The sequence below is a fragment of the Aeromonas allosaccharophila genome, assembly GCF_016026615.1.
In the GTDB taxonomy this organism is placed as follows: domain Bacteria; phylum Pseudomonadota; class Gammaproteobacteria; order Enterobacterales; family Aeromonadaceae; genus Aeromonas; species Aeromonas allosaccharophila.
Genome location: NZ_CP065745.1, coordinates 1,167,429 through 1,191,962 on the forward strand (window position 1 = coordinate 1,167,429; position 24,534 = coordinate 1,191,962).

General features: G+C 50.9%; 24 protein-coding genes. 8 read left to right on the forward strand and 16 right to left on the reverse strand.

The features are described 5' to 3' along the window. Positions 1-10 precede the first annotated feature (10 nt). Positions 11-1,147 (forward strand): glycosyltransferase family 4 protein, encoded by a 1,137-nt coding sequence (locus tag I6G90_RS05135; RefSeq protein WP_197930050.1) that lies wholly within the window; start codon positions 11-13, stop codon positions 1,145-1,147. A 107-nt stretch (positions 1,148-1,254) separates the two neighbouring features. On the opposite strand, the gene I6G90_RS05140 is transcribed toward I6G90_RS05135, so the two are convergent. The 3 genes from I6G90_RS05140 to I6G90_RS05150 form a co-directional block, all read right to left on the reverse strand. After that, complete coding sequence (locus I6G90_RS05140; RefSeq protein WP_197930051.1) at positions 1,255-1,542, reverse strand: hypothetical protein; 288 nt, start codon at positions 1,540-1,542, stop codon at positions 1,255-1,257. 319 nt (positions 1,543-1,861) lie between these two features. After that, entirely contained in the window at positions 1,862-2,212 is a 351-nt protein-coding gene (locus I6G90_RS05145; RefSeq protein WP_197930052.1) for a hypothetical protein, read from the reverse strand. A gap of 223 nt (positions 2,213-2,435) precedes the next feature. Continuing rightward, positions 2,436-2,897 carry an antitoxin Xre/MbcA/ParS toxin-binding domain-containing protein gene (locus I6G90_RS05150; protein WP_197930053.1) on the reverse strand — a complete coding sequence of 154 codons (462 nt, stop codon included), beginning with the start codon at positions 2,895-2,897 and terminating at the stop codon, positions 2,436-2,438. A 382-nt stretch (positions 2,898-3,279) separates the two neighbouring features. On the opposite strand from I6G90_RS05150, the gene I6G90_RS05155 reads away from it, so the two are divergent. Beyond that, a protein-coding gene (locus I6G90_RS05155) for an IS3 family transposase (protein WP_197930054.1) occupies positions 3,280-4,430 on the forward strand; the annotation gives its coding sequence in 2 pieces (ribosomal slippage) (positions 3,280-3,517 and positions 3,517-4,430; 1,152 coding nt in all). 331 nt (positions 4,431-4,761) lie between these two features. On the opposite strand, the gene I6G90_RS05160 is transcribed toward I6G90_RS05155, so the two are convergent. Continuing rightward, complete coding sequence (locus I6G90_RS05160; protein ID WP_197930055.1) at positions 4,762-4,968, reverse strand: helix-turn-helix domain-containing protein; 207 nt, start codon at positions 4,966-4,968, stop codon at positions 4,762-4,764. A 122-nt stretch (positions 4,969-5,090) separates the two neighbouring features. On the opposite strand from I6G90_RS05160, the gene I6G90_RS05165 reads away from it, so the two are divergent. Beyond that, complete coding sequence (locus I6G90_RS05165) at positions 5,091-5,615, forward strand: hypothetical protein (RefSeq protein WP_232254412.1); 525 nt, start codon at positions 5,091-5,093, stop codon at positions 5,613-5,615. A 55-nt stretch (positions 5,616-5,670) separates the two neighbouring features. Here the strand turns inward: I6G90_RS05165 and I6G90_RS05170 are convergent, their stop codons facing one another. The 10 genes from I6G90_RS05170 to I6G90_RS05215 form a co-directional block, all read right to left on the reverse strand. Next, a complete protein-coding gene (locus I6G90_RS05170; RefSeq protein ID WP_197930058.1) occupies positions 5,671-6,132 on the reverse strand; it encodes a hypothetical protein in 462 nt (153 codons plus the stop codon). Positions 6,133-6,205: 73 nt separating this feature from the next. Next, positions 6,206-8,746 carry a hypothetical protein gene (locus I6G90_RS05175; RefSeq protein WP_197930060.1) on the reverse strand — a complete coding sequence of 847 codons (2,541 nt, stop codon included), beginning with the start codon at positions 8,744-8,746 and terminating at the stop codon, positions 6,206-6,208. Between the two features lie 9 nt (positions 8,747-8,755). Continuing rightward, on the reverse strand, positions 8,756-10,366 hold the full coding sequence (locus I6G90_RS05180; RefSeq protein ID WP_197930061.1) for a site-specific integrase: 1,611 nt from the start codon (positions 10,364-10,366) through the stop codon (positions 8,756-8,758). Further along, complete coding sequence (locus I6G90_RS05185; protein ID WP_197930062.1) at positions 10,353-11,828, reverse strand: site-specific integrase; 1,476 nt, start codon at positions 11,826-11,828, stop codon at positions 10,353-10,355. The genes I6G90_RS05180 and I6G90_RS05185 overlap by 14 nt, the downstream gene beginning before the upstream one ends. Before the next feature lie 387 nt (positions 11,829-12,215). Then, positions 12,216-12,512 (reverse strand): hypothetical protein, encoded by a 297-nt coding sequence (locus tag I6G90_RS05190; protein WP_197930063.1) that lies wholly within the window; start codon positions 12,510-12,512, stop codon positions 12,216-12,218. Between the two features lie 24 nt (positions 12,513-12,536). Further along, positions 12,537-12,758 (reverse strand): hypothetical protein, encoded by a 222-nt coding sequence (locus tag I6G90_RS05195; protein WP_197930064.1) that lies wholly within the window; start codon positions 12,756-12,758, stop codon positions 12,537-12,539. A gap of 270 nt (positions 12,759-13,028) precedes the next feature. Further along, complete coding sequence (locus tag I6G90_RS05200) at positions 13,029-13,367, reverse strand: hypothetical protein (RefSeq protein WP_075113614.1); 339 nt, start codon at positions 13,365-13,367, stop codon at positions 13,029-13,031. Between the two features lie 219 nt (positions 13,368-13,586). Further along, the gene (locus I6G90_RS05205; RefSeq protein ID WP_197930065.1) at positions 13,587-13,922 is read right to left on the reverse strand and encodes a hypothetical protein; all 336 of its coding nucleotides are present in this window, start codon (positions 13,920-13,922) and stop codon (positions 13,587-13,589) included. A 265-nt stretch (positions 13,923-14,187) separates the two neighbouring features. Next, entirely contained in the window at positions 14,188-15,450 is a 1,263-nt protein-coding gene (locus I6G90_RS05210) for a tyrosine-type recombinase/integrase (protein ID WP_197931160.1), read from the reverse strand. Between the two features lie 392 nt (positions 15,451-15,842). Further along, a complete protein-coding gene (locus I6G90_RS05215; protein ID WP_042655806.1) occupies positions 15,843-16,145 on the reverse strand; it encodes a YebG family protein in 303 nt (100 codons plus the stop codon). 170 nt (positions 16,146-16,315) lie between these two features. On the opposite strand from I6G90_RS05215, the gene I6G90_RS05220 reads away from it, so the two are divergent. Continuing rightward, positions 16,316-17,191: an esterase/lipase family protein gene (locus I6G90_RS05220; RefSeq protein WP_182937434.1), complete on the forward strand. Its 876-nt coding sequence runs from the start codon at positions 16,316-16,318 to the stop codon at positions 17,189-17,191. A gap of 79 nt (positions 17,192-17,270) precedes the next feature. Here I6G90_RS05220 and I6G90_RS05225 read toward each other — a convergent pair whose 3' ends face one another. After that, the gene (locus I6G90_RS05225) at positions 17,271-19,244 is read right to left on the reverse strand and encodes an SDR family oxidoreductase (RefSeq protein WP_197930066.1); all 1,974 of its coding nucleotides are present in this window, start codon (positions 19,242-19,244) and stop codon (positions 17,271-17,273) included. Positions 19,245-19,491: 247 nt separating this feature from the next. Between I6G90_RS05225 and I6G90_RS05230 the strand changes: the two genes are divergently transcribed. From I6G90_RS05230 to I6G90_RS05245, 4 genes are all read left to right on the forward strand, one after another. Next, a complete protein-coding gene (locus I6G90_RS05230) occupies positions 19,492-20,064 on the forward strand; it encodes a phasin family protein (RefSeq protein ID WP_163128392.1) in 573 nt (190 codons plus the stop codon). A gap of 94 nt (positions 20,065-20,158) precedes the next feature. After that, the gene (locus tag I6G90_RS05235; protein ID WP_197930067.1) at positions 20,159-21,346 is read left to right on the forward strand and encodes a patatin-like phospholipase family protein; all 1,188 of its coding nucleotides are present in this window, start codon (positions 20,159-20,161) and stop codon (positions 21,344-21,346) included. Between the two features lies 1 nt (position 21,347). Further along, positions 21,348-21,989, forward strand: a complete 642-nt coding sequence (locus I6G90_RS05240) for a TetR/AcrR family transcriptional regulator (protein WP_197930068.1) — start codon at positions 21,348-21,350, stop codon at positions 21,987-21,989. A 25-nt stretch (positions 21,990-22,014) separates the two neighbouring features. Beyond that, positions 22,015-22,803: a tetratricopeptide repeat protein gene (locus I6G90_RS05245; protein ID WP_139409124.1), complete on the forward strand. Its 789-nt coding sequence runs from the start codon at positions 22,015-22,017 to the stop codon at positions 22,801-22,803. A 115-nt stretch (positions 22,804-22,918) separates the two neighbouring features. Here I6G90_RS05245 and I6G90_RS05250 read toward each other — a convergent pair whose 3' ends face one another. Continuing rightward, positions 22,919-24,349 (reverse strand): wax ester/triacylglycerol synthase family O-acyltransferase, encoded by a 1,431-nt coding sequence (locus tag I6G90_RS05250; protein ID WP_197930070.1) that lies wholly within the window; start codon positions 24,347-24,349, stop codon positions 22,919-22,921. Positions 24,350-24,534: the final 185 nt, after the last annotated feature.

Consider the following 24,534-nt stretch of genomic DNA (forward strand, 5'->3'; position numbering starts at 1 on the left):
GAGCAGCAAAATGAGCATGCAAACTGAGCCGGTGTTTGGAAAGGTCATCGTCGTGGATCCCATCCCGTTTCGCGGTGGCTCCAAGGTTGCGACCGAAGTGCTGCTCGATGAGTTGGCCAAGCGGATGCCCGAGCTCACATGTCATGTGCTGACCCAGGATCCCGACTCCTGGCCCCGTTGCCAGCATCATCCTCTTTGGCTGCCCCACATATTGAAGGGGCGGGAGTCCGGCATCGGTTATCTGCTCAAACAGGCGTGGCAGACCCTGCTGATCCTCTGGCTTGTGCTGCGCTTGGGGGAGGTGAAGTGCCTGGTTGCGGCGTCCGGGCCAGGGGTGGATCTCTGCTGTTACTGGGCTGCCCGCTGGTTGCGGTGCCGGGTGGTTCAGCTGATCCATGGCCCTGTGGGGTGCTCGGGGCTCTCTGCCAGGGCCTTGCAACGGGCGAGTTTTGTGTTTTATCTGGAATCGACGCGCAGCTCCCTGGCGGCATTGCTGGCCCGGCTTGGCGAGATCGAGTTCCCGTCACACTGGCAGCCATTTACCAATGGTTTGAGCGAGATTGATTGGCCCAAAGCGACCCTGGGTGGTACCCGTATTTTGTGGGCAGCCTCGTTGCTGCGCTGGAAGGGGCTGGAGACCATGCTTGCCGCCCATCAAATGATCCCTGATGCTCGCCCCGAGCTGATGGTTTGCTATCTGCAGCCCAAGGGCACGCTGCAACCCTGCAGCCAGCCTCAGCCACAGCTGCCAGACACGCACTGGTATACCAACCCCGCCAATCTTGACGAGATCCGATCTCAATGCGGCATTTTTGTCTCCACCAGTCATCAGGAACCGTTCGGTCTCTCCATTCTGGAGGCCATGGCGGCAGGATTATGCGTGGTGATCCCGGCCGATGGGGCCTGGTGGGACCGACACCTCACCGATGACGTGAATTGCCGCAAATATCAGCCAAACGATCCCGGCGATCTGGCGCGGTTGCTGGCAAGCCTTAATGCCACGCCAAATGTGGTCAAGCAACTTGGCCATCATGCCCGCCTGCATGCCATGGCCCATTACAACGCGGCGGATACCTACCAAAGCACGCTGGAACAGTGGGAAGATCTGTTGCGATGGGATGCATTGAGCCGTTCAGTGGATAGTTAGCTCGGAACGATCCGTTGCAGGGATGATAGGAAGCTCACTCCTACTATGGGGAGGCTTATGGGCAGGTTGGAAACGGGAGACTGGGTGGCTCAGCCAGCTCAGGCAGGTCAGCCACCCCCCAGTTGGTGCTGGATCATTAAAGTCTTCAGGACAGCAATACCCGGCTCCACGCCTGCTAAAGCCTTGTTGAAGTCGGCGAACTCGTCAGCCCGGTCTTCCCAGCGCTCGATACTGGTTGCAAGCAACTGAGTTAATTGCTTATTGGTTTCATAGTCATCGATCAGCTCGTCCATCAGCTTAAGAGCTCGTCCATAATCGTCCTGATTATTGATCTGGGCGATGTAAGGCACTTGAGCTAATGCTTCTCTAATCTGAAGCAGGGCAGGATCTAACATGATGGTTACTCCTTGTGTCTCCGGTACTTGCCGTGAATAGCGACTATCTGGAGCTGGTAATTCTGTCAGAAATGGGAGCGCTGAACAAATATTAGTACCTATGATCTCACTCTACTATGGGTACTTCTAAATATCGGATTACTGCTAAGGCTCATAAAAATTATTTTTTGACAAAATCAGCAAGCAAGCTATGTCTTCCCCAGCCCTAGCTACTACACTCGGAACCTTTTTTACTGACAAATACATCCAAAGGCAGGGGATTATTTTTATCTTATGAGTTTATTGATGGTCAGAAAATAATGGCCTTTAAGAACCCTGATTAACCGATGCCCGATAGAAGACGGCTCATCTCTGCTTCAGGATCATACTTTTTGGCGGATTCTTGGGTTTTTAGTGTGTGGTTTATTTTACGAGTTAGACCAAGATGCGTATTGTCAAAGTCTTGCTGGCAACGATCAAGAGCCCGCTCTATTGCGATCTGTGCCATTAGCAAGTCCTTGCCAGTTAGTATTTTCTCTACTTTCTTTAAGGCACCTTTATACATTACATCAAGGGTCTCTTCTGATTTAGCCCTTTTGAAACGAGTTACTAGTTCGTCATATTTAAACGATATGATACTTATTTCTTTGAGAGAAGCTACTTTGCTATTGCTGGTTTTGGGTGCTTTCATAGCTATAAAATCTTATATTTAGGGACTATAAACAACTGACTTATGTCTTCACGTTGAAATCGATAAAAATATAAAGATTGCATTGCGCTGACTCATTAGTGGTTCAAGTTAAAGAAATGGTACTTGTTATTCCTTCTGCAATTCATAGAGTATTTGTTTATGACGCTTACCTCATGAGTTTAGATTAAACATTTCAATCAGTTTTATTTATTTATTTATTTATTTATGAAATAACACCATTTTTAATTTGCCCGATAAGGTCCATAACAGCCTCAACTCCAGGAGGGGTGCTCAACATTAGCATGGGACTCTCATTTCCCAAGGTTTTTGAAGGCGACTTAAGCCACTGGATTGCAGTTAAAACATCTCCATCAAAAAGCTGCAAAGCCGCATCCAATGTTCTTATGAAGATGTATAGCCTCATGCTTTGGTCTGATGATAAAACGTTATTGCTCTGTACTTTTCTCTTGGTAAAGGTGGCATAGCTGATTTTCGTCAATTGGCAAATCGTTATTTCATCGATCTGTGTCATGATGGATAGTTTTTTCACGACATCATATGAAAATCCAGCTAGAGTCACTTTGTATGCATCAACAGGCTGCGTAGGCAATGATAAAGTTGCCAGAAGACCATCTGGCTTTCCAACAAATTTTTTAGGGGGGATGTAAGATGTCCCAATATTCATAGCTGCCTCGTGTGCATCACAAAATTCATATTATATAGAAGTGGATTTACCCATTCTATTCTAGACACACTTCCTGTTTAGGTTGTTTAAGCGACTTCCTCATCAGGTAATGTGCCACATTGAGCTTAGATGGCAACATTGCCAATATCCTATACGAAATATCAACCTAGAGAAGATTTTCCGTTGATATGAGCAAGGCGCAGCTCCTCGGCGTCGAGCACGAATTCTGGGTTGTCGGTGAGTCGCTCGACAGCCAGATCGATGAAACGTCGTACCCGGATGGGTTGTGCCGCGCGGCTGCCGTAGTAGAGAAACAGGCTGAATCGCCCCCAGCTCCCTAGACACCTCACAGCCTTAAAATGAGGCAACTATTGGAGGTGTTATGACCCGTCAGCGTTATCCAGAAACATTCAAAATCGAAGCCGTTAAACAAATCACCGAGCGCGGACGGCCGGTGGCTGACGTTGCACGAGCCCTTGGGGTATCCAGTCACAGTCTGTATGCCTGGCTCAGGCAGTACGGCAAGCCTGCTGACCAGCAGCGCGAAGAGTCTGCCTTGCAAGCCGAGATACGCCGCCTGAAAGCCGAACTGCGCCAGGTCACCGAGGAGCGCAATATCCTAAAGGAGGCCGCCGCGTACTTTGCCAGCGAGTCAAGGAAAGGTACGCGTTCATAACCTCCCGACTCGACCAGTACAGTGTCGTTACCCTGTGCCAGGCCCTGGGGGTTCACCGAAGTGGCTTCTACGCGTGGCTGAAACAGCCCACATCGCCACGCCATCAGGAGGACGAACGACTGACCGGATTGGTCAAACAATCCTGGCTGGAAAGTGGTGCTGTCTACGGTTATCGCAAGATCCATCGCGACCTTCGTGACGCAGGGGAGGCCTGCGGCAAGCACCGTGTGGCCAAATTAATGAGGCGGGAAGGGCTGCGTTCGCAAACGGGCTATCAACGCCGCAAGGGGCATTATGGAGGCAAGAGCCCGCAGGCTGCCCCAAACACGCTGGCACGTCAGTTTAAGGTGCCAGCCCCCAACATCTCCTGGGTGACTGACATTACCTACATCCGCACTCAAGAAGGATGGCTGTACCTGGCGGTGGTGCTCGACCTGTTCTCTCGCCAGATCGTCGGCTGGGCGATGAAGTCACGCATGACGGCAGACTTGGCGGTGGATGCGTTATTGATGGCCGTCTGGCGGCGCAAGCCCAAGCAGCCGGTACTGGTGCATTCGGATCAGGGCAGCCAGTTTACCGGTGGTGAATGGCAGGACTTTCTGAAGGCCCACAACCTGAGTTGCAGCATGAGCCGACGTGGCAACTGTCACGACAACGCTGTCGCCGAGAGCTTCTTTCAGTTGCTCAAACGTGAGCGGATCAAGCGCAGGATTTACGCGACAAGAGACGAAGCCCGCAGCGACGTATTTGATTATATCGAAATGTTTTACAACCCAATCAGGCGTCATGGTTCCAATGATGGGCTGTCGCCGGTAGAGTTTGAAAGGCAGTTTATTTTTCAGCAACAAAGTGTCTAGAAAACCAGGGGCGATTCAATCCTCAACAATAATGAACCCGCCTTTTACTGTGTGCCACCAAAACTCTTTGCCTACTATGTCGAGCTGGCCGAAGATGCGGAGCTAAACCGTATAGCTGATGAGCGAATAGCCTCACTCGACAGGGTCAGCATTTCGTTGGATGACCTATAATGTATGTCCTGTTCTTCGCCCGCTGGGCACAGAAGGTGACGAAACTGGCGCAACCTTAAAGTTAGGACAGGGAGCGATTCCAAAACCGGATATGGTAGCTTTGCTGGGATGCGAGGAATCCTGAAAAGGTACTAACCAAAATGCTGGCAAGCTCTTGAAGTTACGGAAGAAGGTCACGAATATCGCATTGCAGTATCTCGCAAAGCCGATAGGCTTTTTCAAGCGTGATATTAACCGTTCCTCGTTCGATACGTCCCACATAGCTCTGATCGATATCAGACATTAAGGCTAGCTGTTCTTGGGTGATGCCGAGGTCAGTTCGTTTTGCACGCAACTTATTCCCAAATTTCTTTGCTATATCATGCATTTATCGCCTCTCTTGAGGCGAAAACTATCTCTGGTTGCTGAACATATGTGAAGGGACTATAATCCCTATTTGTCAGTTATTAGTTTAATAATCATGCAAACAGATGGAGATAATCCATAACTATGTCGATCACTCATCTACCCACGCCTATTTACAATGCCTTGAAGAATAAAGGACTGAACGAGTTTACAGTGGTGGAATGTCTAAAGGCAGGATATGGTGAAGAAAATACCTCTTATAGCAATGCTGCTGGATATGGTTTTGTATATTTACAACTAATGAAGTTGGTTAATAAAGGATTACTTTCAAGAAAATCTGATGGGCGAAATTTAGTTTTTGCCAAGACAAGTAAATATTTTGATGAGACCATTGATAGTTGCAATTTACGAGAGGGTGAAATGTTACCATCAATGAATAATCCATTACGCCATCTAAATGAAAGATATAGCTACTATGAGAATCAAATAAAAATTCTTTCAGGAGAAAAGGAGGAATGCGATGAGTTAGCCCACATGTACCCACAGTTACAACATGTTATCAAAAATATATCAAGTCAAACAGATGAAAAAATAAACATTATTTTAGGGAGGATAAAGAGTGTTAAAGCAGTCATTGATGTAGTCTCATCATATCAGGAAGCAAAATAATAAAAGTCATGTGTGATTGTTATAGTGTGAATGCCATTTTACATATTAGTATCCTCTATTTTTTTTGAGGGGTGGTACGAAGTTCACGAATAAGAAATGGGCTAAGAATATCCTCTATCTTTATAGGTGTGCTAACTTGGATCTCTTTCACGAGATCTAACATTGCGAAAAGATTATCGTGATATTTCTGTTGCCAAATATCACGTTCACTTTCCATGCGAGCTGCTTTTTTTATATATGCCGCGCCAGTCCTCCTCCCGGTGACTAGGTCTATTTCCTGTTGATTTAAATCACTCAGGTTATGTTGGCGAGTTGCATATTTAACGATTAGATCTCTACGATGAGGTACCGATAGTGTACTCAAACCACCTGAAATTAGGCCTTTTGCCTTAAGGCGAGCATGCAGTGTAGAGGCTTTGATGGGGGCCCTATCAAGGCCTTCGCGCTCCATGGCCAATAATTCTGACTCAATCAACAGATCTAAGTCTTTGCCAGATACTCTGTGTTTACTTGTCATGTTTATATTCTCTCTGAATATCTAAAAAAATAACTATTTAAAGTACCCACAAAACGAACAATGTATGAGATTATTATTCATCTTCCGTAGTTAGCTTCCTTTTTTCGATTCTTAACTGCTCAATGTAAAATGCATCAGCAAGGGTTTTTGGCGTTTTACCAACTAGTTTTTGTGATTCAATTCTATTGACAATAGAAGCTAGAGGATTTGATTTATCCTGCGATATTAATGAAACTATTTCTCTATCAGAAAAAGATTTAATTACATTAGCTTGAAATGCTTCCAATAATAACAAAGCTTCACGTTGTTCTGAGAGCGCTAATTCGAAAGAGTTATCTTTTTCATTAAGTTGCTCTAATTGATAAACCTCGGCTCTTTTATTGGTAACTTTGATGTTTATAGCTTCATATTCATCCAGTCTGCCTGTCAGAGTGAAGTAACCACACGGACCTCCAGATTGGCATTTCATGCCAAATGGGCAGCCCCAGCGGGCAACATCTCGTGTACAGGCCCCAAGGGGGAGGGCATGTAACTGAGCATGCCGTTCAATGAGTTCTTTGGCTAACTCATTCCTCTTGACAGACAATAGCTTATCATGTGCCCGTTTTAAATCAGGCAAGAATTTGGATGAAAGAGTTTTCTCCAAATGGAGTGTGACCTCATCCCTCGACTCGCCGACTGTATGTAAATTAACTTTAAGATTATCTTCTGGGCTTAAATTTGGATCTACAACAATAGCCATGTATTTTTTAGCTGCATCTATACCAGAGTAAACAGTTTTAGACTTTGCTGCTTTGGCAAGTGCATTGATGCGTCGATCTCCAGATTCAGCAATTGCCGGTAATATTGATTGTGCTGTCACATTATCATTTTCATATGAAGCATTTCTATCATCACCGAAATTTTCACGAGTGGGGGATTTGAAAGACTCTGAGTTGTTATTAAGTGCCATAATCGCTAAGGATGAAGCTTTATAATTGAAAGATTCAACCCTATGCTGATAAAATTGATTTTGAGTTATATCAATTCGGCCCATCAACATAGCTTGTAAATGGTCAGTTAGTCCTGAAATTGCCAAAAATGTATTAATGTTGTGTCTTGGAATGTGGGGGTTTAATTCTATTCTTTCACCGTTATCCTCTGTTAGATTTAGCTTGTCAAAAATTGATATTCTTTGTTTGTTACCACCGAGTAAGCTTTGCAATATATCATGAGTAAGTGGTTCTGGATTGGTAATGGTAACAAGCGTATGATCCATTCCAAATGTACTTGTAGGTGAAATAAACAACAGATCTTCATAATTAAATTTTTGCTCAACCCCATTATCTCTTATGACCAGCGTACATTTGTAACCATCATGAAAACTCTTTGATTGCGCATATTTAAGTTCAACAAAATCGTTAATCTGTTTCTTTGTGAATAAAAATAGTTTTTCTCTACTTGTAACTGGATTGGATTTTGTTATTGGCTTAATGCCAATACCTTTTTGCAAAAAAGCATTTACCATACTCTTCCGCAAACCAGCATTTCCTCGTGTGCCACCAGAGCCAGAAAAAACAAGACCATTAAGCTCTGACACCTCAATTAAATCATGTGGCAACGCTCTTATTGACGGGGGAAGAAAATCTGTAAATCCAGAATTACGATATTGAATCAATATCTGTCTACTTTCATCAGTCAATGCCATTACAGCATCAAATATTGACTCAATTAGCTTAATTGTACTAGGCGCCGCCCAAAAAGTTCTCCAGCCAGATTTTTTTGCACCAAGATATTTAATGCCTAAGTTATATTCTGGTAGTTCATGTTCTTGGGCATATAGGAGTTTATCTCCTTTGAGGGACCGTTTTATTAGTGCATCGATTCTAATCGATTGCAATTCCTGAAATCGCCAGCCAGTAATGATGAGTAGCAGTATGCAATTATAAAAAATCTTTTCACCATTTGATTTGGCTAGATACAGTAGTTCAATGATACTAATGAAAGCACGAATGGAAATTAGCTTGTTATCATTCGTATCTTCTGGGTTACTGTCAGCAGCTTTTCTTTTTTTGGTATTGTTAGTATGGTTTCTACTGGGGAACTGATTTTGACATTCAATGTTAGAAAGTGTTAAGTTAAAGGGGCGAATTATCCTAGCTAAAGAGACGGCAATGTCACAGTAATCGCTGACATTGCTGCTACTAGCTGAGTTCTCGTTATGTCTCCTCATTGCACCGTGAATAATATCTGAATTTAAATACATCGGATGACTCTGCCCTGTCATCTTTACCATCTCATAATACCAGCGGCGAAGAATGTTCAATATTTTGTTCGTGGTTGCAACACTAGGTGGTCTGCTCCTACGAAAAGTTTCTAAAATTATGATGGCTTTCATAAACTGGGCATAGTTATCGTCAATATCAATGCGTTCAATCCCTTGCATTTCTGTATGAGAAAAAATCAACACCGCTCGCTTTGATTGCCGAAACCATGCAACGCCCTTGTCACCAGCAAGCCAAGATGGGTCATTCCAGGACATCAAATTAGTTGCCGCATATTCAGCAAGACGCTCATCAAAGACAGCTTGGTATGTTGCCACAAACTGCGTCAAATTCTCCATTTGTTCACGCATGACATTGCCCTACACGTTATTGATATATGAAATACGAGCCATAACAGCCTGAACATGTTGCTTACGACGACCTAGTTCCGGCAGGAGAGGGTGATGTTGGATAAACGAATCGTCAGTTAACTTAATGAGAGAAATGATTTCATTTTCAAAGCCCGCAAGAACATGCTGATGGTTACCATCTATGAATGGATGAAAATACAAGCAACCGTAGCAACAACGAACTTGTGCATACGGACACAAACCTTCCTCATAGCCACAACCACCGATGTGGTAGTGAGTCATATCACCCACAGAGCCTGCGGCCTTACGACCATGCCAGCAGTTGCTCTGGACTAAGTTACCTGTCAGCATCAATGTAATCATACTCTTAAAGGCCGGGTTTCGGCACAGCGCCTGTTCACGGATGCTAGCGAGATCTGGTGTTGATGCGATATAGCGATTCGCCACAACCGTACTGGAGTGGCCTAGTACGTAGGCGATTTCTTCAGCACTGACCCCACCCATAGCTAATGAGTGTCCAACATGGTGACGGAATTGAGTTGCTGTGTAGTGTGGTGCAAAAGCCTGACGTTTAGCTACTGCAGCCTGCATCTCCAGTGGGGAGAAACGTAGCAATTGACGTTTTATCGCATCATTGATCATAACAACAGCATTTCCGCATTGAGGTAATAGTGGGTCTCCATCATTCAGCCCTGAAATTCGCTTGTATAACTTAACTAACTTTCCGAGTTCTTCGGGTATTGCCACTATAACTCTTTGGGGATGGCTTTTGCTCTGCTTGGCGTAGGGAATAGCATATGAATACCTGATTAGATTGTCCCCCTCAGTATCAACAGCTATGTCTCCGACAGCCGTTCTAGCTAACTGCACTGGGCGAGCTCCAGTGGTCAATATAAGTCCGAGAATTACGCAATCGCGAAGCTCTTCGATGGAGACTAGGGAAGCAATATTTTCTATATGACGTTGCTTCGCTTCTTCCGTTGATAATCGAGGGGTCAGCTTGGCAGACCAAAGTTGTAGGCCATTATGAATCATCGAAACCATGGCATCTGGGAGCACATTATCTATTTCAGAATAAATAGACCATTTATCAGTAGCAGGGCGAGGAACTAGTAATAATTTATCCTCAAGGTCATCATTATGATTGGTGCTTTCAAAAAAACCTAAAACATCCAGTTTTCGAAGTACATATAGCGTTGAATAAAATCGACGGTGTGTGGCTTTACTTATGTATTGCTCGTGTAGTAGTGCAATAAATGTTTCATGATTTAGGCTAACAAGTCTGTTTATGGATTTTGCAATATCACAAGCAAACTCATATATCATCCTTGCATTGTTTTCAGATGTATACACTACGCATGCAAACTTAATTAATTTTGATATTTCTTCAGATAATGTGCAAAAATTTTTTCCGTTTTCAAAATCAATGGAACAATTTCGTCCCGAATGTCTAAACTTCCACACATCCGTACTCGTATCTAGATAGGTGTCATCAAACTCTGTGGCTGATTTCAAATATAATGGACATGGAATAACTTGATCGTTCAACCATCTAACCTGTGCGGCATTCAGTTGACTATCAGGCGAATGTTGAATGTCTTGCGGATTAGCTGAATTCATCGAAATCTCCATCGTCTAATAATGGGATGGGGAAGGGGGCCACTACATTTATTCCTGAAATTTCTTTCTCCTGTTGTATGCGCCTGATGTTGCTGTCATTGGCAAGTTTTTCTACAAAACGTCGTGCATATTTATAGGGCATGCGACTGCCGATTTCCCACCCCCCCAACAATCGCAACTGCTCAGCTGCAGCGTCTAACAGCCCTTTTATGCGACCGTCAAGGCCAAAGTCGCGAGAAAGTTGCAATTGTTCATCTAGTAACTCTTTATAAATATACTCCAATGTAAAATAAGCCCAGGTGTGGCGACCTACATGTGGAGTTAACTCCACCATGTCAGTGAATGGGTTGTTATTTCGAAAGGATGGATGTGTTTTTATATAAGCAGTATCGATGTAACGATAAACCTTTCTAATAGCAGCGTACCCTAATGGTTGGTAAGTGCCTCGGCTTGTCGTAAACATAAAGTCATGATTTAGTTTTTTAGAATATGGATTTCTGTATTGCTCTTTATAAATTTCCAGGTAATGGAAATCATTAACCTCTAACTTGATTGTACGACAAGAGCTTGGGGTTTTTAGAGTTAACGGTTTCCTCCTTGGATCATCAATTCCATCAGGAAGATTTTGCACCATCAACAGATACTCAACATTGCCATGGCTATCTGGCTGAGATAAACCAAATGAATCGACTGTCAGCAACAAAACTTCCCCTACACGAAGCCCATACTGGAACATAAGTCGATATATAAGGAAGTTGCGATATTGTAAACATTCAGTTTGAAATGGATTAATCGGGTTGATCACCTTTTCAAACATCTCCCCAGTATCTGGATCAACGACAGCGGGGGAGGAGGGTAACAGCATGTCGTTAAGCTCTAGATGCTGTTGGTACGTAATGCTCTTGTAGCGAGTTGCCGGTGTATGCTTTGCAGGTCCGAGTCTATTAAACTCCTTTACCTTGCTTTTGAGTCGCAGATCATTACTGCTGTAGTTTGTGTTGGCCTCAGCTAGAGACATGCTTTGATATTTTACACACATGTACCGCTGATTGAGATAATTCAGAAAACGGGCCACATTTTTAATATGTGTACAGCAAGTTGATTTATTAACTTGACTAACAGTATTGCTTACTGTGCTATCAGTAGGCGGTTCATTCTCCTTTTTGAGATGTTGTTTGCTGAGTAGATAGTGAAATAGGTTATCTAGCTCAGGGATGCAAGATGCGATATCAAAATTCGATCTATAAAAAAAATGGTCAAATGATTCTCCATGAGTTTTCAACCAAAAGCTGTAGAAAAATCGGAGCGAGATCAGGTCATTTCTCTGCGTACTAAATCTTGTCTTAGACAACTGATTGAGCAGGTAGAGCGTTCCAAACAACACAGGCAGAGTTGTTACATCATCGACCAGCACTGTGACATGTTGCCGATCACGCCTGATGTGGTAGTTGGTGTATGTCATCAGTTGCTCAGATCCAAAGTCGCTTTTCATGAAGTTAAGTTAAGTAGCAAAACTCAAAATCTGCAAGTGCTCTAGGATGTAGCTAAGTGATTGATCTGATCCAACTCATGAACTTATCTTAAGTTCAGTATATTTAACATAATATACATTATGCGCAATGAAGGGTGCAGGAGGACGGAATGAAGATAACTGAACAATAGAGCCGCTTTGATATGGCTGACGGCTTGGACACTGAGGCCGACATGGTTGCCTATCTGCAAGCAGCTCTTGAAGATGGTGATGGCGCTGCTGACAGCGGCGTTTGACGATGTGGAGCGTGCTCGCGCCAAACTGCGTGGCAAGCCGCGCTACACATTGGAAGAACTGTTGGCCCAGTGTGACCAAGTGTCAGTTATTACCGATAAAAAGCGGTAGAACCGCAACTATCAATGCAATTACAGCAATAACCATTGATACCACTGCTAACAAGAGACTGGCGGTAGTATTCATGCGAGCGTAGTAAAATTCTCGCATTTCCTTTATCAAGTCCTCCCTTTTTTCAGCTGACATTGAGTTACGGGCTTCCTCTGTGAACATGTCGTGGTAACCACGAAAGATCCTATCCTCAATGGCCTTATGGAAAAGGCTGTTCCATTCGTGAGTTACATCAACGAACTTAGTTACAAGTTTCTGCTTTAACGACATAAATTTTCCATCCAATAAACACATCTACTGGATATCAATCCAGCTACAGTATTTTGCAAGCACAGCAGTGGTGGCTATGCCGATAAATACGGTTATCGGCATCATTGCGAGAGATAACGAGGTGGTGTAATTATCTGTGGTACCAAACCCCTTATAAAGTCTGCTCATCCAAGATGAACCACCTTTACGGCCATTCTGCTTTGCAATGTTGCCCAAGTCACGACTCAAGTCGGTCAACCCAGCCATCCTGTTCCCCTGCCGCTTGATAATATAGAGGTCGGCCTGGCCAACTGATCCGGCAACGTCCCCTCGCCCACAATCGCTTTGCGCTCAACCAGAAAGTCAGGTGATGCCTGTTCCGGCTTGAAGTAATCATCCCGACGCTCAGTATGGGGCTGCGTATAAAACCTTCAGGCGCATCAGTAGTCATCGGGAGATGGGTGATATCCCCTCCCCCGGTTTGGACCTTGGTGTAAAGACGGGTCTATTTGAAACAATGCTGCCTGGCGAGCTGAGTCAATTCAGGCTCAAGGCCTGCTTGGCGATAGCCATAGTGGGAGGCTGGCAGGTTAAATAGAGGCTGGTATTGAATTGCTGCAAGATACGCTTGAGCTCGTTCATATCGTCGTGATGGAGGGTCAAGGACCAGAGTGCTCGCGGCTGACCGTGATGAAGGCCATTGGTATAGATAATGGTGCAATCTTCGATACGCAGCTGTTTGCAGTGGGCTTCCATCTGCAGTCCCACATCCGGAAACCAGATATGCAGCGTACCTGATGAGATAAAGGTGAACTGGGCTATTAGCGAACCTTTTCCGACGATCCTGAATGTCTTTTCCACCACTGCCACTTGCATACCTGCTCCTTGGTATCGGGTCATATTGATATCAATATCACCAATGATGAGTGGATATGCAAGGGCCATGTCAGTAATAAATATCAATGTTATTAAAGTGTTACATTTAGAGCGGCCAATCCGGATATTGCTGATCCCGCTACTCTGTTTGCTTTTCGACGCTGCGTCATGACGTGAAAAAGGCCGGTATCTTGCGATACCGGCCTTGCTGTTGATCCTTCAGGCGGTCAACCACCGTTTGCGTTTTGGCATGACGGTTGGTTGGTGCGCGGGTCGGCAATTATTGCACACCTCGATGATCAGTCTCTTCAGTTCACTCATATCGACACCATGAAGCGTTAGCGACCAGAATGCCCTCGCCTGGCTGTAGTGCATCCCATTGGTATAGAGCAGGGTGTCATTTTCAAAGCGAAGCTGACTGCAGGGGGCTTCCATTTGTAATCCGGTGTCGGGAAACCAGATGTTCAAGGTGCCTGAAGGGATCAGGGTAAATTGCGCCATCAGATCGCCTTGTCCGACAATCTTGTAGTTTTTTTTGATGATATCTAGCGGCATAGGGTGTCTCGGTATTTCAGCAAGCTATGTAGTTGTTTGTTTTCTCTCTGCTGCGGGATAACGGTTTATCCCGCTGATGGCAACGCACTCGTTCCTTACCGCCCCGTGTGAGCCACGAAAGTGTTCCCTGAACCGATTGCCATTTTGGAGAAGTGCAAAGTAACAGCTCCAGCTTGTATGAGACCTTAATGAACCACTCTTTGTGTCAAAAATAACCTGCAGAGAACAGGGCAATGTCACACTGGCCGTTGGTTTTTTATGGTTGTTATCTCTCACTTTTGCTGTTTAAGCGGTCCAGCGGTTTCTGCTGTGCACTCTCATGCCGTTCACTGTTGCTGGTGTGCAGATATTTCGAGGTGGTGTCGATGCTGTCATGCCCGGCATCGGCCTGTACGTGGGAGAGCGGCCGCCCGTGCAGGTTGATGTCATGGGTGATCCCGGTATGGCGAATGGCGTGGGGAGAGAGTTGCCGCATTTCGGCCGCATCCTGGGCAAAGCCATCCTGCTCGGCCAGCTCGGCCCCCTTGCCGATGATCACCATGATCAAATCCCGTAGCTGGCGAATGCCAAGGTTGGCATTGAGCTCGCCCTGCTCGCGGCCATGGGCGGCCGCTTTATGGCGAACGAATAGCGGCGTTTTCTCGTCCGGTGTCGGCAAGGGGGAGAGACCGAGGAAGTGGCGGTAGCGTTCGAGTGCGGCCAGCAGCGCCAGGGAGACCGCCACGGTACGCCGTTTGCCCCCTTTGCTCTGCGGGATGAAGTAGCCCCAGACGCCGGTTTTTCGATCCCGACGAAACTGTCCCATCACCGGCGTAAAGCCAGGCCTGGCGGCGACCTCCGAGATCCGCAGATAGCAGGCGTACATCAAAATGGTGAGAAAGCGGCTGCGTTCGTGTTGATCCGGGTGGTCGCTGGCCAGGGTATCAGCGGCCTGCATCACGTAGGACCATTGCAACTCGCTAAAGCATTGCACCTGCTCGCCCTCCTCCGGCTGCTGCGGTCGTTTGACACGTTGCAGAAGCAGGGCGGGATTGCGGTCCATGTACTCCTCCTGGATCAGGAACTGGAAGAAGGCCGACAAGATGGCGAGCTTGGTCTTCATTGCTTGCTCGCTCAGACGATAGGGCAAGGTGCGGCCCAGATCCCGCTTGCCGAGAAACGGTCGCCATTGCGGATTGGGCAATCGCTCTCCCCACTCCTTGTCGAGGACAAACTGCGCCACGTTGCGATAGGCGATCAACTCGTCAGGGGGTGACTGGCAGTAGTCGAGATAGTGGATCATGATGCGGCGAGTGAGATCTTTCGGGCTGATGGCTGCCTCGCGAAAGCACCAATGCAAAAAGGTGGTCAGCTCGCTGCGATAGGTTTTGTAGTTGTTTTCGCTGTTGCGCTGCTCCAGCAGCCAGTCGACCGCCAGTTCGTAAACCAGCCCAGCATCGGGCACATCGTTGAGGCTGAGGTTGGCAAGGTACTGATTGACCTGTGGGTTGCCTGCTTCCAGATAGATCAGGCTGTCAAACAGCGGCATGGCGGGCGGCAAAGATAGTGGGTGTTGAGTCATGGTGTTGCTTGTTGGTGATGAGATGAATCGATATGAGTCTGTGAGCCGAGACGATAGAAATGGGCTCGTAATGCATGAAGGCGACTTCTGTTGGTGTTTGTACTGTTCTTGTTGCTGCAGATTGAGGCTGTCTGGAGCGAGCAGGACGACTACCTCACTCTAGTTTGCTCGTTATTTTCTCGTTGATTTGGCTGACGTCGCTCATCGCCGCACGCTATTCAGTTATGCATGGGATATGCACGGTTGTTAAAAAATTCTCGGGGTAAATAGCCGTAAAAATGGTTTTAAATGCAAATCAAATGAATGGGGTGGGCTATCTACGCCGAGAAATTATGCCGAGAAATAGCAGGCCCGGGCAATCAGGCCACCTGTTTGAGTGGCTTCTCCTTGCGCTTAGCAGCTGGAGCCTCTTCCTCTTTCGCGCCAGCCTGAACCTTGCCGCCCCGCAGCAGGGTTTGCAGCACATCACGCTGCTCTGCCAGGTAGAATGCCAGACTCTCTTGCTGCTCTGGCGCCAGCTCGATCGGGGCGCCGGCCAACAGGGTCATCAACTCGTCGGCCGTATCCAGCAGCTTGTCATAGGCATCGGCCTCTTTTTTGCTGGCAAAGGTCATTTTTTCCACTCCCCCACGAACAACCACATATTTTATCTCGACAGCCATGATGGCCTCCTTTTGGTGATGATGGGTAGAGTGTATGTATGGATATACAGTATTGCAAGTAACCTCACCGGAAAAGAGTTCGCCGGGGTTTAGCGACAAAAGCGGCGCTGGATCAAGCTGTCTCAAAGTGCCATTTGACTTCCACGCATGACTGGTCGGATCATGGTCTTATGACGATCGTACGACACCTGTTTATCCTGCTGATGGTTGAGGTGCTGCTCCTCGGGAGCATCGCCCACTTGGTCGTGGGGCTCCCCTGGTTGATGACCCTGCTGTTTGTGGTGTTTGCCCTGTTGGGTCTGCGCTGTCTGGTGGTGCTCGGCAGCTGGCTGTTTACCCGCTTCTACCCCTCCCCGGCCATTGGCGCCTGGCGTAGGGTGAAGATGATGGCGCAGGAGATGCTGGCCTACCTCTACACCTTCACCTGGTTGCTGCCGTTCGAGCCTTTGCTGATGGCTCCCGATCGGCTCCGCCCATGCCCGCGCCCCATATTGCTGGTGCATGGCTACGGTTGCAGTCGCGGGATCTGGCGTACCCAGCGTGCCCGACTGGAAGCTGCAGGCCATGTGGTCGCCACCATTACCCTGATGCCGCCATTTGGTCATATCGACGAGATGGTGCCGCTGCTGGCCACCCGGATTGACGATGTGCTGGCGCAGACCGGCGCCGACCAGCTGGTGCTGGTCGGTCACAGCATGGGCGGGCTGGTCTGCCGCGACTATCTGGCTCTTCATGGCGGTGACAAGGTTGCGTGCCTGATCACCCTGGCCACCCCCCATCAGGGCAGTCAGCTGGCCGCCCTTGGACTGGGGGCCAACGCCCGCGAGATGGAGCCCGGGTCCGGCTGGTTGCAGCGTTTCGCCTCAGTGCCGCTTTGCGTGCCCGGCATCTCGGTGCGCACCAGCCATGACAACGTGGTGATGCCGCAGGAGCGGCAACGGTTGGCGGGGATGGACGATATCGAGTTGCCCGCCATCGGCCATCTTTCTCTGCTCTACTCCCGCCGCACCACCGATCTGCTGCTTGATCTGCTGGCTCGAGCCTGACCTTCCTTAATTGTTTTGCCAAATAAAACAGGGGCCTGATTGCTCAGGCCCCTGCTCATCTCTTTAGCGCATCATCCGGTTAGAAATGGATCCCCTTGATCAGGGTGGAGACGGCAACCTGATCGGCGGTGGCTTTGGATTTGTCGCCATCCTTGGGATCGGCAAAGGTGCGGAAACTGGTGTTCATGATCACTTGCGCGACCCGCGGCGCCAGCGCATGAACCACCTGACCGAACACCCCGAGGCGGGTTGCCAGCCGCACATGCTTGTTGATGATGGTATCGCACACCAAGTCTGCCGCCTCTTCTGGTGTCATCATCGGCACCTGCTCATAGACCTTGGTCGGGGCGACCATCGGCGTTTTCACCAGCGGCATATTGATGATGGAGAAGCTCACCCCCTTGTCGGCAAACTCGGAAGCCGCAGTTCGCACCCAGGCATCGAGGGCCGACTTGGAGGCAACATAGGCGGAGAAGCGCGGCGCATTGGTCAACACCCCGATGGAGGAGATGTTGATGATGTGCCCTTTCTTCTTCTCGATCATGGTGGGCAGCACCCCCATGATCACCTTGAGCGCCCCGAAGTAGTTGAGCTGCATGGTACGCTCCAGATCGTGGAAGCGCTCGAAGGAGTCCTCAATGGAGCGGCGGATGGATCGGCCGGCGTTGTTGATCAGGATATCCACCCCGCCGTGCTCCTCGACAATCTGCCGGGTGATCGCCTCACCCTGCGCCAGATCGGCCAGATCGCCCTGATAGACCTGCATGGTGAGCCCCAGTTCGGCAAACTCGGCCTGGGTTTCGGCAATTTTCTGCTCATCGCGGGCGATGGTCACCACGATGGCCCCCGCCCCCGCCAGCTTGCGTGCGGTGGCGCGGCCTATGCCGGAAGTGGCGCCGGTCACCAGCACCACTTTTCCTTCGACCCGACCGCGCAGGGAGCGATCGATAAAGAGCTCGGGGTCGAGATGGCGCTCCCAGTAATCCCACAGTCGCCAGGCATAGCTGTGCAGCGGCGGCACTTCGATGCCGGTGCCTTTCAGCAGCCGCTGGGTTTCCCGGCTGTCAAAACGGGTCGGGTAGTTGATGAGGCGGAAGATATCCTTGGGTAGCCCCAGATCGGCGATGGCGGCATCGCGAATGCGGCGCACCGGCGTCATGGTCATCAGCATCGCCGTCAGGTGGCGGGGAATGAAGCTGAACAGGGAGGCGTTGATGCGAATGGCCGGTTCCGGCGCATGGGCGGCACGGGAGAAGGTGCTGAGCATGTCGCCAACCCGCATCGGATTGGGATCGGTCAGGTGGAAGGTTTTGTTCTCCTCCCCGTCCTGATGGGCGATATGGGCCATGGCATCGACCACAAAGTTGACCGGCACGATATTGATGCGGCCCCCTTCCACCCCGATGGCGGGCATCCAGGGCGGCAGCAGACGGCGCAGCTTCTGAATGGTCTTGAAGAAGTAGTAAGGGCCGTCGATCTTGTCCATCTCGCCGGTATTGGCGTCACCGACGACGATGCCCGGCCGGTAGATGCGCCACGCAATGGTGCATTCGTTACGAACGATCCCTTCAGCTTCGTGTTTGGTCTGGAAATAGGGCATGTCGAGGTGTTCGGCCTCGTCGAACATGTCTTCCCGAAACAGACCGTCAAACAGGCCCGCTGCGGCGATGGAGCTGCAGTGGTGGAACTGCCCCGCCCCCAACCGCTCGGCAAGTTGCACCGCCTGGCGGGTTCCTTCGGTATTCACCTGTTGCTGGATGCCTGCCTTGGCGTTGAGATCGTAGATCGCCGCGAGATGGAAAAAGTGATCGATCTGGCCGCGGAGTTGTTCCTGCTCGACGGCTGAGACCCCCAGCAGTGGCAGCGTCATGTCGCCAATGATCGGAACGGCTCTTTGCTCATCCACATTCCAGAATGCAAACAACTCCGGCAATTTATCCTGATGAGAGGCGCGCATCAAAAAATAGACCCGATTCTCGGGCGCACGTTCCAGCAATTTTTTGATCAACCTGCGCCCGATAAAGCCACTTCCGCCTGTGATGAAATAGTTCATGTCATTGTTCCGCTACTGATTTGGCTGTTACTTACCGTTAGATATATCACGCTTCATATGGAAATCTGCAATTCGATTGCCGGTTCGTGAGCCATCCCTTATTTCCACCCATTCACTATTTCGTTATTAGGTAGAACCCTCTATTTTTTGTCCCTAGACTGGAGTTGAAAAATCAGTAATGCCACAACCGGATTGCAGTTGTCGTTGTCGCCATTACGTTTAACTGTCGTTATTCAAGGAGAAGATCATGGCTAAGAAATTGAAAGCACTGGCAGGGTCAGTGACCGACAACCAACTCACTTCCACCATCAAGGAGTCCACCCAGCAGATCTGGTTGGCGGGTCTGGGTGCCTATGCCAAAGCCCAGGAAGAGGGTGGCAAGATCTTTGAAGCCCTGGTGCAGGAAGGGGAAGCGCTGCAGGCCAAAACCCGTCAGAGCGCCGATGAGAAGATTGCCGCAGTGACCGACAAGACCGCCAATACCTGGGGCCGTCTGGAGCAGGTGTTTGAAGATCGCGTCGCCCGCGCCGTGGCCAGCCTTGGCATCCCCACCCGCAAGGATATCGACAAGCTCTCCAAGCGCATGGCCGAGCTGACCGATGTGGTGCAGCAACTGCTGGATGCCCAGGACGAAGAGGCCCCTGAAGCCGAAGCCAAGCCGGCAGCCGTCAAAAAGCCCGCCGCTCGCAAGCCGCCGGTAAAGAAAGCGCCGGTAGCCAAGGCTAAAGAGGCGGTAGTCGAGCAGGCCGCCGATCTGCTCTCCGCCGCCGAAGATGCGGTGAAAGAGGTGAAGGCCAAAGCGGAAAGCGTCCTGCCCTGATCCCTCACGGTGAAATAAGGTAGTTGATACCGGCCCATGCCCCTCGCTGGGCCGGTCTTGTCATGGAGAGAGTCATGGATAGGGAGGCGACGCTATGAGTACCATCGCAATTGCCCTTGCCGGCGGCGGGCCGCTCGGCGGCATCTACGAGATCGGTGCCTGTGCGGCGCTCTCCGACAGCATCAGCGGTCTGCGTCTCGACCATGCCGACATCTATGTTGGCGTGAGCTCGGGGGCCGTGGTGGCATCGGCACTGGCTAACGGCATCTCCCCGGCGAAGCTGGTGCGGATCCTGCTCAGCGATGATTCGGGTGAGATGTTTGACCCGGCTACCTTGCTGCGCCCCGCCTTTCGGGAATATGCCGAACGTCTGACCTCGATCCCGCCGCTGGCGTGGCAGAGTCTGACCTACTATCTGGCGGCCCCCTGGAAGCGCAGCCTGTTTGAGTCGTTGCAGGGACTTTCCAAGGCCATTCCGACCGGACTGTTTGACAACCGCGGGGTGGATCGCACCCTGACCCAGTTTTTCTCTCGCCCCGGCCGCAGCAACGATTTTCGCCAGCTGCGCAGCCGGCTGTTTGTGGTGGCCACCGAACTCGACACCGGTCATCCGGTTGCATTCGGCAGCCCAGGGCTCGATGACGTGCCCATCTCGGCGGCGGTACAGGCTTCGGCCGCCCTGCCCGGCCTCTTTCCCCCCTCGCTGATCAATGGCCGTTACTATGTGGACGGGGCGCTGATCAAGACTCTGCACGCCTCGGTGGCGCTGCAAGAGGGGGCGGATTTGGTGTTCTGCATCAATCCGCTGGTGCCCTATGATGCGGACATGGCCGCCGGCGCACCGACCAATCTGGTGGATAGCGGTCTGCCAGTGGTGCTGGCCCAGACTTTTCGCGCCATCATCCACTCCCGCATGCATGTGGGGATGGATCGTTACAAACATCAATATCCCGACGCTGACGCTCTGCTGTTTGAGCCATCCTCTGCCGATGGCGAGATGTTCTTTACCAATGTGTTCAGCTATCGGGATCGCCGCCGCCTCTGCGAGCACGCCTACCAGCACACCCGCCGCGATCTCTGGCAACGCCGTGACGAGCTGGCGCCGGTGCTGGCCAAGCATGGCCTGGAGCTCAATCTGGCGGCGCTGGCAGATGAACATCGTACCCTGCTGGCCCCCGGCAGTGGCTCGGTCGATGCGCTAGACAAGTCGCTGGAGCAGTTGCAGCACTGGCTTGCCAAACGCTATCGCCACGGCGTGCGTCGTTCACCCTCGAAGGAGTAGCATGGATCGCAAACCCAAACGCCGTACCCGGGAGCGGATCCTGACCACTGCCCTCGCCTGCTTCAACCTGCAGGGCGAACCCGGCGTCACCACCTCGGCCATTGCGGCCGAGATGGAAATCAGCCAGGGCAATCTCTACTACCACTTCCACAACAAGGAGGAGATCGTCAACGCCCTGTTCGGCGAATTCGAGCAGCAGATGGATCGCCTGCTGGATGCGGTCACGACCCCCTCCGATGAGGCGGAAGATATCTGGCTTTTCCTCCATCTGATGTTTGAGGCCATCTGGCAGTACCGTTTCCTCTACTACGATATCGCGACCCTGATGAGCGGTTATCATCAGGTTGAGCAGCGCTTTTCCGCCCTGCTGCGCCGCAAGGAGCAGACCGCAGCCGCCATTTGCAATCACCTGCAAACGGCCGGGCTGATGGAGGGCACGGCGCAACAGATGCGCACCCTGGCGGCCAATGTGGCGCTGGTGGGCACATTCTGGATCTCTTACCAGCGGGCACTGCACCCCAAGGCGGATGCCGATATCGCCCTCGGCGTCGTTCAGGTGATGCAGCTGGTCGCCCCCTATTTGCGGGCCGATGCCCGCGCTCATCTGGGCGCCCTCGCCCACCACTACACCGACAAGGTTTGATTCACATGCGACAGGGAGAATATGCATGACCACTTCACAACTCGAATTTGTCCCCTTCCCTTACGTGGACGCGGCCTATGACTATGCTGGCCAGAAGCTGGCGGACAACTGGGATCGCCTCCATCAGGGGGATGCCGAACCCTGGCCGGAAGACGAGCAGGTTCAGGATGCCTGGCGGGCCTATCATGCCGGCGATTTTGCCAAGGCCGTTGCCCTTGGCGAAGCGGCCACAGAGGCGGGCCTCAATGTGGCGAACAAGGCGCTGGTGATCCACGCCAGCTATCTGCTGGAGGACAAGTACGCCAAGCGCGCCGCCTTCGAGCGGGCGGCCAGCCATGCCGAGAAGCTGCAAAAGCGCCAGCCCGATAACGTCAATGCCTGGTATTTCCACGCCCTGGCGCTCGGTCGCTACAGTCAGGTCATCTCCATCACCAAGGCCCTCTCGCAGGGGATTGGCGACAAGATCAAGGCAAGCCTTGAGAAGGCGCTGGAGCTTGAGCCCGACCACGCCGAAGCCCATATCGCGTTCGGTGCCTGGCACGCCGAGATTGTCGACAAGCTGGGGGCCATGATTGGTGGCCTCACTTATGGCGCCAAGAAAGAGGAGTCAGAACGTCACTTCAAGGAGGCGCTGGCGCTCATCCCCGACTCCGCCATCGCCCGCATGGAGTACGCCAACGCCCAGGTGATGCTGCACGGCAAGAGCCGCCTGAAAGCCGCCGAAGCCCTCTATGCCGAAGCGGCCGAGTGTAAACCTGTGGATGCGATGGAGCGCCTCGATGTGGAGGCGGCGCGCGAGGAGCTGGAAGATTAACCGCCATCCCCGCCATTCATAGATAACAAAACAGAGGCCAACCCGCGGGTTGGCCTCTTTGCTGATGGTTGTTGAGTGTGGTTGAACGACTTGTCGCCAGTCGATTCAGCGTCAATCAACCGAGCAGGGCATCCAGTCCATGGGGATCGAACAGCAGATCCGGCTCCATCAGCACCAGCAACAACAGTTGTTCAAACTCCACCGCAAAACGCGCCACCACCCGATCCGGATCCGGCACCAGCTTCTTGTCGGTGATAAGGCCAAGCTGCACCTTGTGATCGTAAGAGAGGATGGAGACGCCGACGCCGATATCCCCCGATTGCGGCACCCAGAACAGCGGCTGGCGCAGCCGCGCCCCCGCCATATAGAGCGTCTGCTGCGGGCCGGGGACATTGGTGATCACCGCACTGGCCTTGGCCGTGAGCAGCTCGAGCGCCTGCTGCTGCACCGCATTGGGGGCCATACCAAGGGCATGCAACAGATTGAGCACCACCACGGGTTGCAGCGAGGTGCGCAGCGCCTGCATCCGATCTCGCACGGTATAGAGCCGTTGCAGTGGATGCTCGACATCCAGCGGCAAGTCCAGGGCCACCAGCCCGAAGCGGTTGCCCAGCGCCCCCTCGTCGTCCGGCGCACGCATGTTGACCGGCACCAGCGCGCGGATCTTGACCTTGTTGGCATCATCCCCCTTCTCTTGCAGGTAGTGGCGAAACGCCCCGGCGGTCGCGGCGATCAGCAGATCGTTGACCGAGCAGCCGAGCACCTTGCCCACCGCCTTGATATCCGGCAGATCAATTTGCTCCGACCAGGCTACCCGTTTGGTACTGGCGGTTTTGCCCCGCAAGCGGCAGGGCGAATCATCACTGAGGGTGGCGATATTGCACAGCTCGCTTGCCAGATCCCGCCCGGTCTTGAGGTAATCCACCGCCTTGGTGGGATGAGTGACCACCTCGACATATTTGGACCAGAGGGTGCCGGTCAGCTTGAGACCGGCCCGCACCAGTCGGCTGCCGTGGTGGCTGTCGTCTGCCTCCTCATCCTCACTGTCATCCAGTGGCTCAGGTGACGGTGGCCGTGGTGCGCCTTGCGGGGTGTTATCCATCATGGTCAGCATGGCCCGCACCAGCGAGAAACCGTCGCCCATGGCGTGGTGAATGCGTACCACCAGTGCTTGCCCGCCCAGCGAGGTGTCGGTCAGGTGCATGTCCCATAGAGGGCGCTGGTGGTTGAGCGGCGTGGAGGCGAGATCGGCCACCAGCTTCTCCAGCTCAAGCTTGCCTGCATTACCCGGTAGGATCACCCGCTTGAGGTGCTGATCGAGATCGAAATCGGGGTCATGGCGCCAGTAGTAGGAGCCCCCTTCCAGCACGGCCCGCTGGTGGAAGCGGGGTTGCACCGAAATGGTGTGGCGTAATCCGGCCCGCAACCGCGCCTCATCGAGCTCCCCTTCAAACATCAGGACGCCGATGATCTGCATCAGGTTGTTGGGTCTGTCCATGCGTAACCAGGCGGTATCGACGCAGGAGATAAATTCACTCGGTGGCATGGTTGTTTCCCTACAAAATGAATTTACCGAGGCGGCAAGTTGCTCATGCCCTCATATCCGGACGAGAGCATTGGGTAATCAAGATGACAATAGCGAGTGCCGACTCGAAATATGAAAATAGAAATGACGAATAACGTACAAAACAGAATTCGGATATCGCCGGTTAATCACGTTGGCAACCGATA

What these genes read in the sequence shown, in the direction of transcription:
- I6G90_RS05135 (WP_197930050.1), top strand. Translation starts at nt 11, where the DNA reads ATGAGCATGCAAACTGAGCCGGTGTTTGGAAAGGTCATCGTCGTGGAT.
- I6G90_RS05140 (WP_197930051.1), bottom strand. Translation starts at nt 1,542, where the DNA reads ATGTTAGATCCTGCCCTGCTTCAGATTAGAGAAGCATTAGCTCAAGTG.
- I6G90_RS05145 (WP_197930052.1), bottom strand. Translation starts at nt 2,212, where the DNA reads ATGAAAGCACCCAAAACCAGCAATAGCAAAGTAGCTTCTCTCAAAGAA.
- I6G90_RS05150 (WP_197930053.1), bottom strand. Translation starts at nt 2,897, where the DNA reads ATGAATATTGGGACATCTTACATCCCCCCTAAAAAATTTGTTGGAAAG.
- I6G90_RS05160 (WP_197930055.1), bottom strand. Translation starts at nt 4,968, where the DNA reads ATGCATGATATAGCAAAGAAATTTGGGAATAAGTTGCGTGCAAAACGA.
- I6G90_RS05165 (WP_232254412.1), top strand. Translation starts at nt 5,091, where the DNA reads ATGTCGATCACTCATCTACCCACGCCTATTTACAATGCCTTGAAGAAT.
- I6G90_RS05170 (WP_197930058.1), bottom strand. Translation starts at nt 6,132, where the DNA reads ATGACAAGTAAACACAGAGTATCTGGCAAAGACTTAGATCTGTTGATT.
- I6G90_RS05175 (WP_197930060.1), bottom strand. Translation starts at nt 8,746, where the DNA reads ATGCGTGAACAAATGGAGAATTTGACGCAGTTTGTGGCAACATACCAA.
- I6G90_RS05180 (WP_197930061.1), bottom strand. Translation starts at nt 10,366, where the DNA reads ATGAATTCAGCTAATCCGCAAGACATTCAACATTCGCCTGATAGTCAA.
- I6G90_RS05185 (WP_197930062.1), bottom strand. Translation starts at nt 11,828, where the DNA reads ATGACATACACCAACTACCACATCAGGCGTGATCGGCAACATGTCACA.
- I6G90_RS05190 (WP_197930063.1), bottom strand. Translation starts at nt 12,512, where the DNA reads ATGTCGTTAAAGCAGAAACTTGTAACTAAGTTCGTTGATGTAACTCAC.
- I6G90_RS05195 (WP_197930064.1), bottom strand. Translation starts at nt 12,758, where the DNA reads ATGGCTGGGTTGACCGACTTGAGTCGTGACTTGGGCAACATTGCAAAG.
- I6G90_RS05200 (WP_075113614.1), bottom strand. Translation starts at nt 13,367, where the DNA reads ATGCAAGTGGCAGTGGTGGAAAAGACATTCAGGATCGTCGGAAAAGGT.
- I6G90_RS05205 (WP_197930065.1), bottom strand. Translation starts at nt 13,922, where the DNA reads ATGCCGCTAGATATCATCAAAAAAAACTACAAGATTGTCGGACAAGGC.
- I6G90_RS05210 (WP_197931160.1), bottom strand. Translation starts at nt 15,450, where the DNA reads ATGCCGCTGTTTGACAGCCTGATCTATCTGGAAGCAGGCAACCCACAG.
- I6G90_RS05215 (WP_042655806.1), bottom strand. Translation starts at nt 16,145, where the DNA reads ATGGCTGTCGAGATAAAATATGTGGTTGTTCGTGGGGGAGTGGAAAAA.
- I6G90_RS05220 (WP_182937434.1), top strand. Translation starts at nt 16,316, where the DNA reads ATGACGATCGTACGACACCTGTTTATCCTGCTGATGGTTGAGGTGCTG.
- I6G90_RS05225 (WP_197930066.1), bottom strand. Translation starts at nt 19,244, where the DNA reads ATGAACTATTTCATCACAGGCGGAAGTGGCTTTATCGGGCGCAGGTTG.
- I6G90_RS05230 (WP_163128392.1), top strand. Translation starts at nt 19,492, where the DNA reads ATGGCTAAGAAATTGAAAGCACTGGCAGGGTCAGTGACCGACAACCAA.
- I6G90_RS05235 (WP_197930067.1), top strand. Translation starts at nt 20,159, where the DNA reads ATGAGTACCATCGCAATTGCCCTTGCCGGCGGCGGGCCGCTCGGCGGC.
- I6G90_RS05240 (WP_197930068.1), top strand. Translation starts at nt 21,348, where the DNA reads ATGGATCGCAAACCCAAACGCCGTACCCGGGAGCGGATCCTGACCACT.
- I6G90_RS05245 (WP_139409124.1), top strand. Translation starts at nt 22,015, where the DNA reads ATGACCACTTCACAACTCGAATTTGTCCCCTTCCCTTACGTGGACGCG.
- I6G90_RS05250 (WP_197930070.1), bottom strand. Translation starts at nt 24,349, where the DNA reads ATGCCACCGAGTGAATTTATCTCCTGCGTCGATACCGCCTGGTTACGC.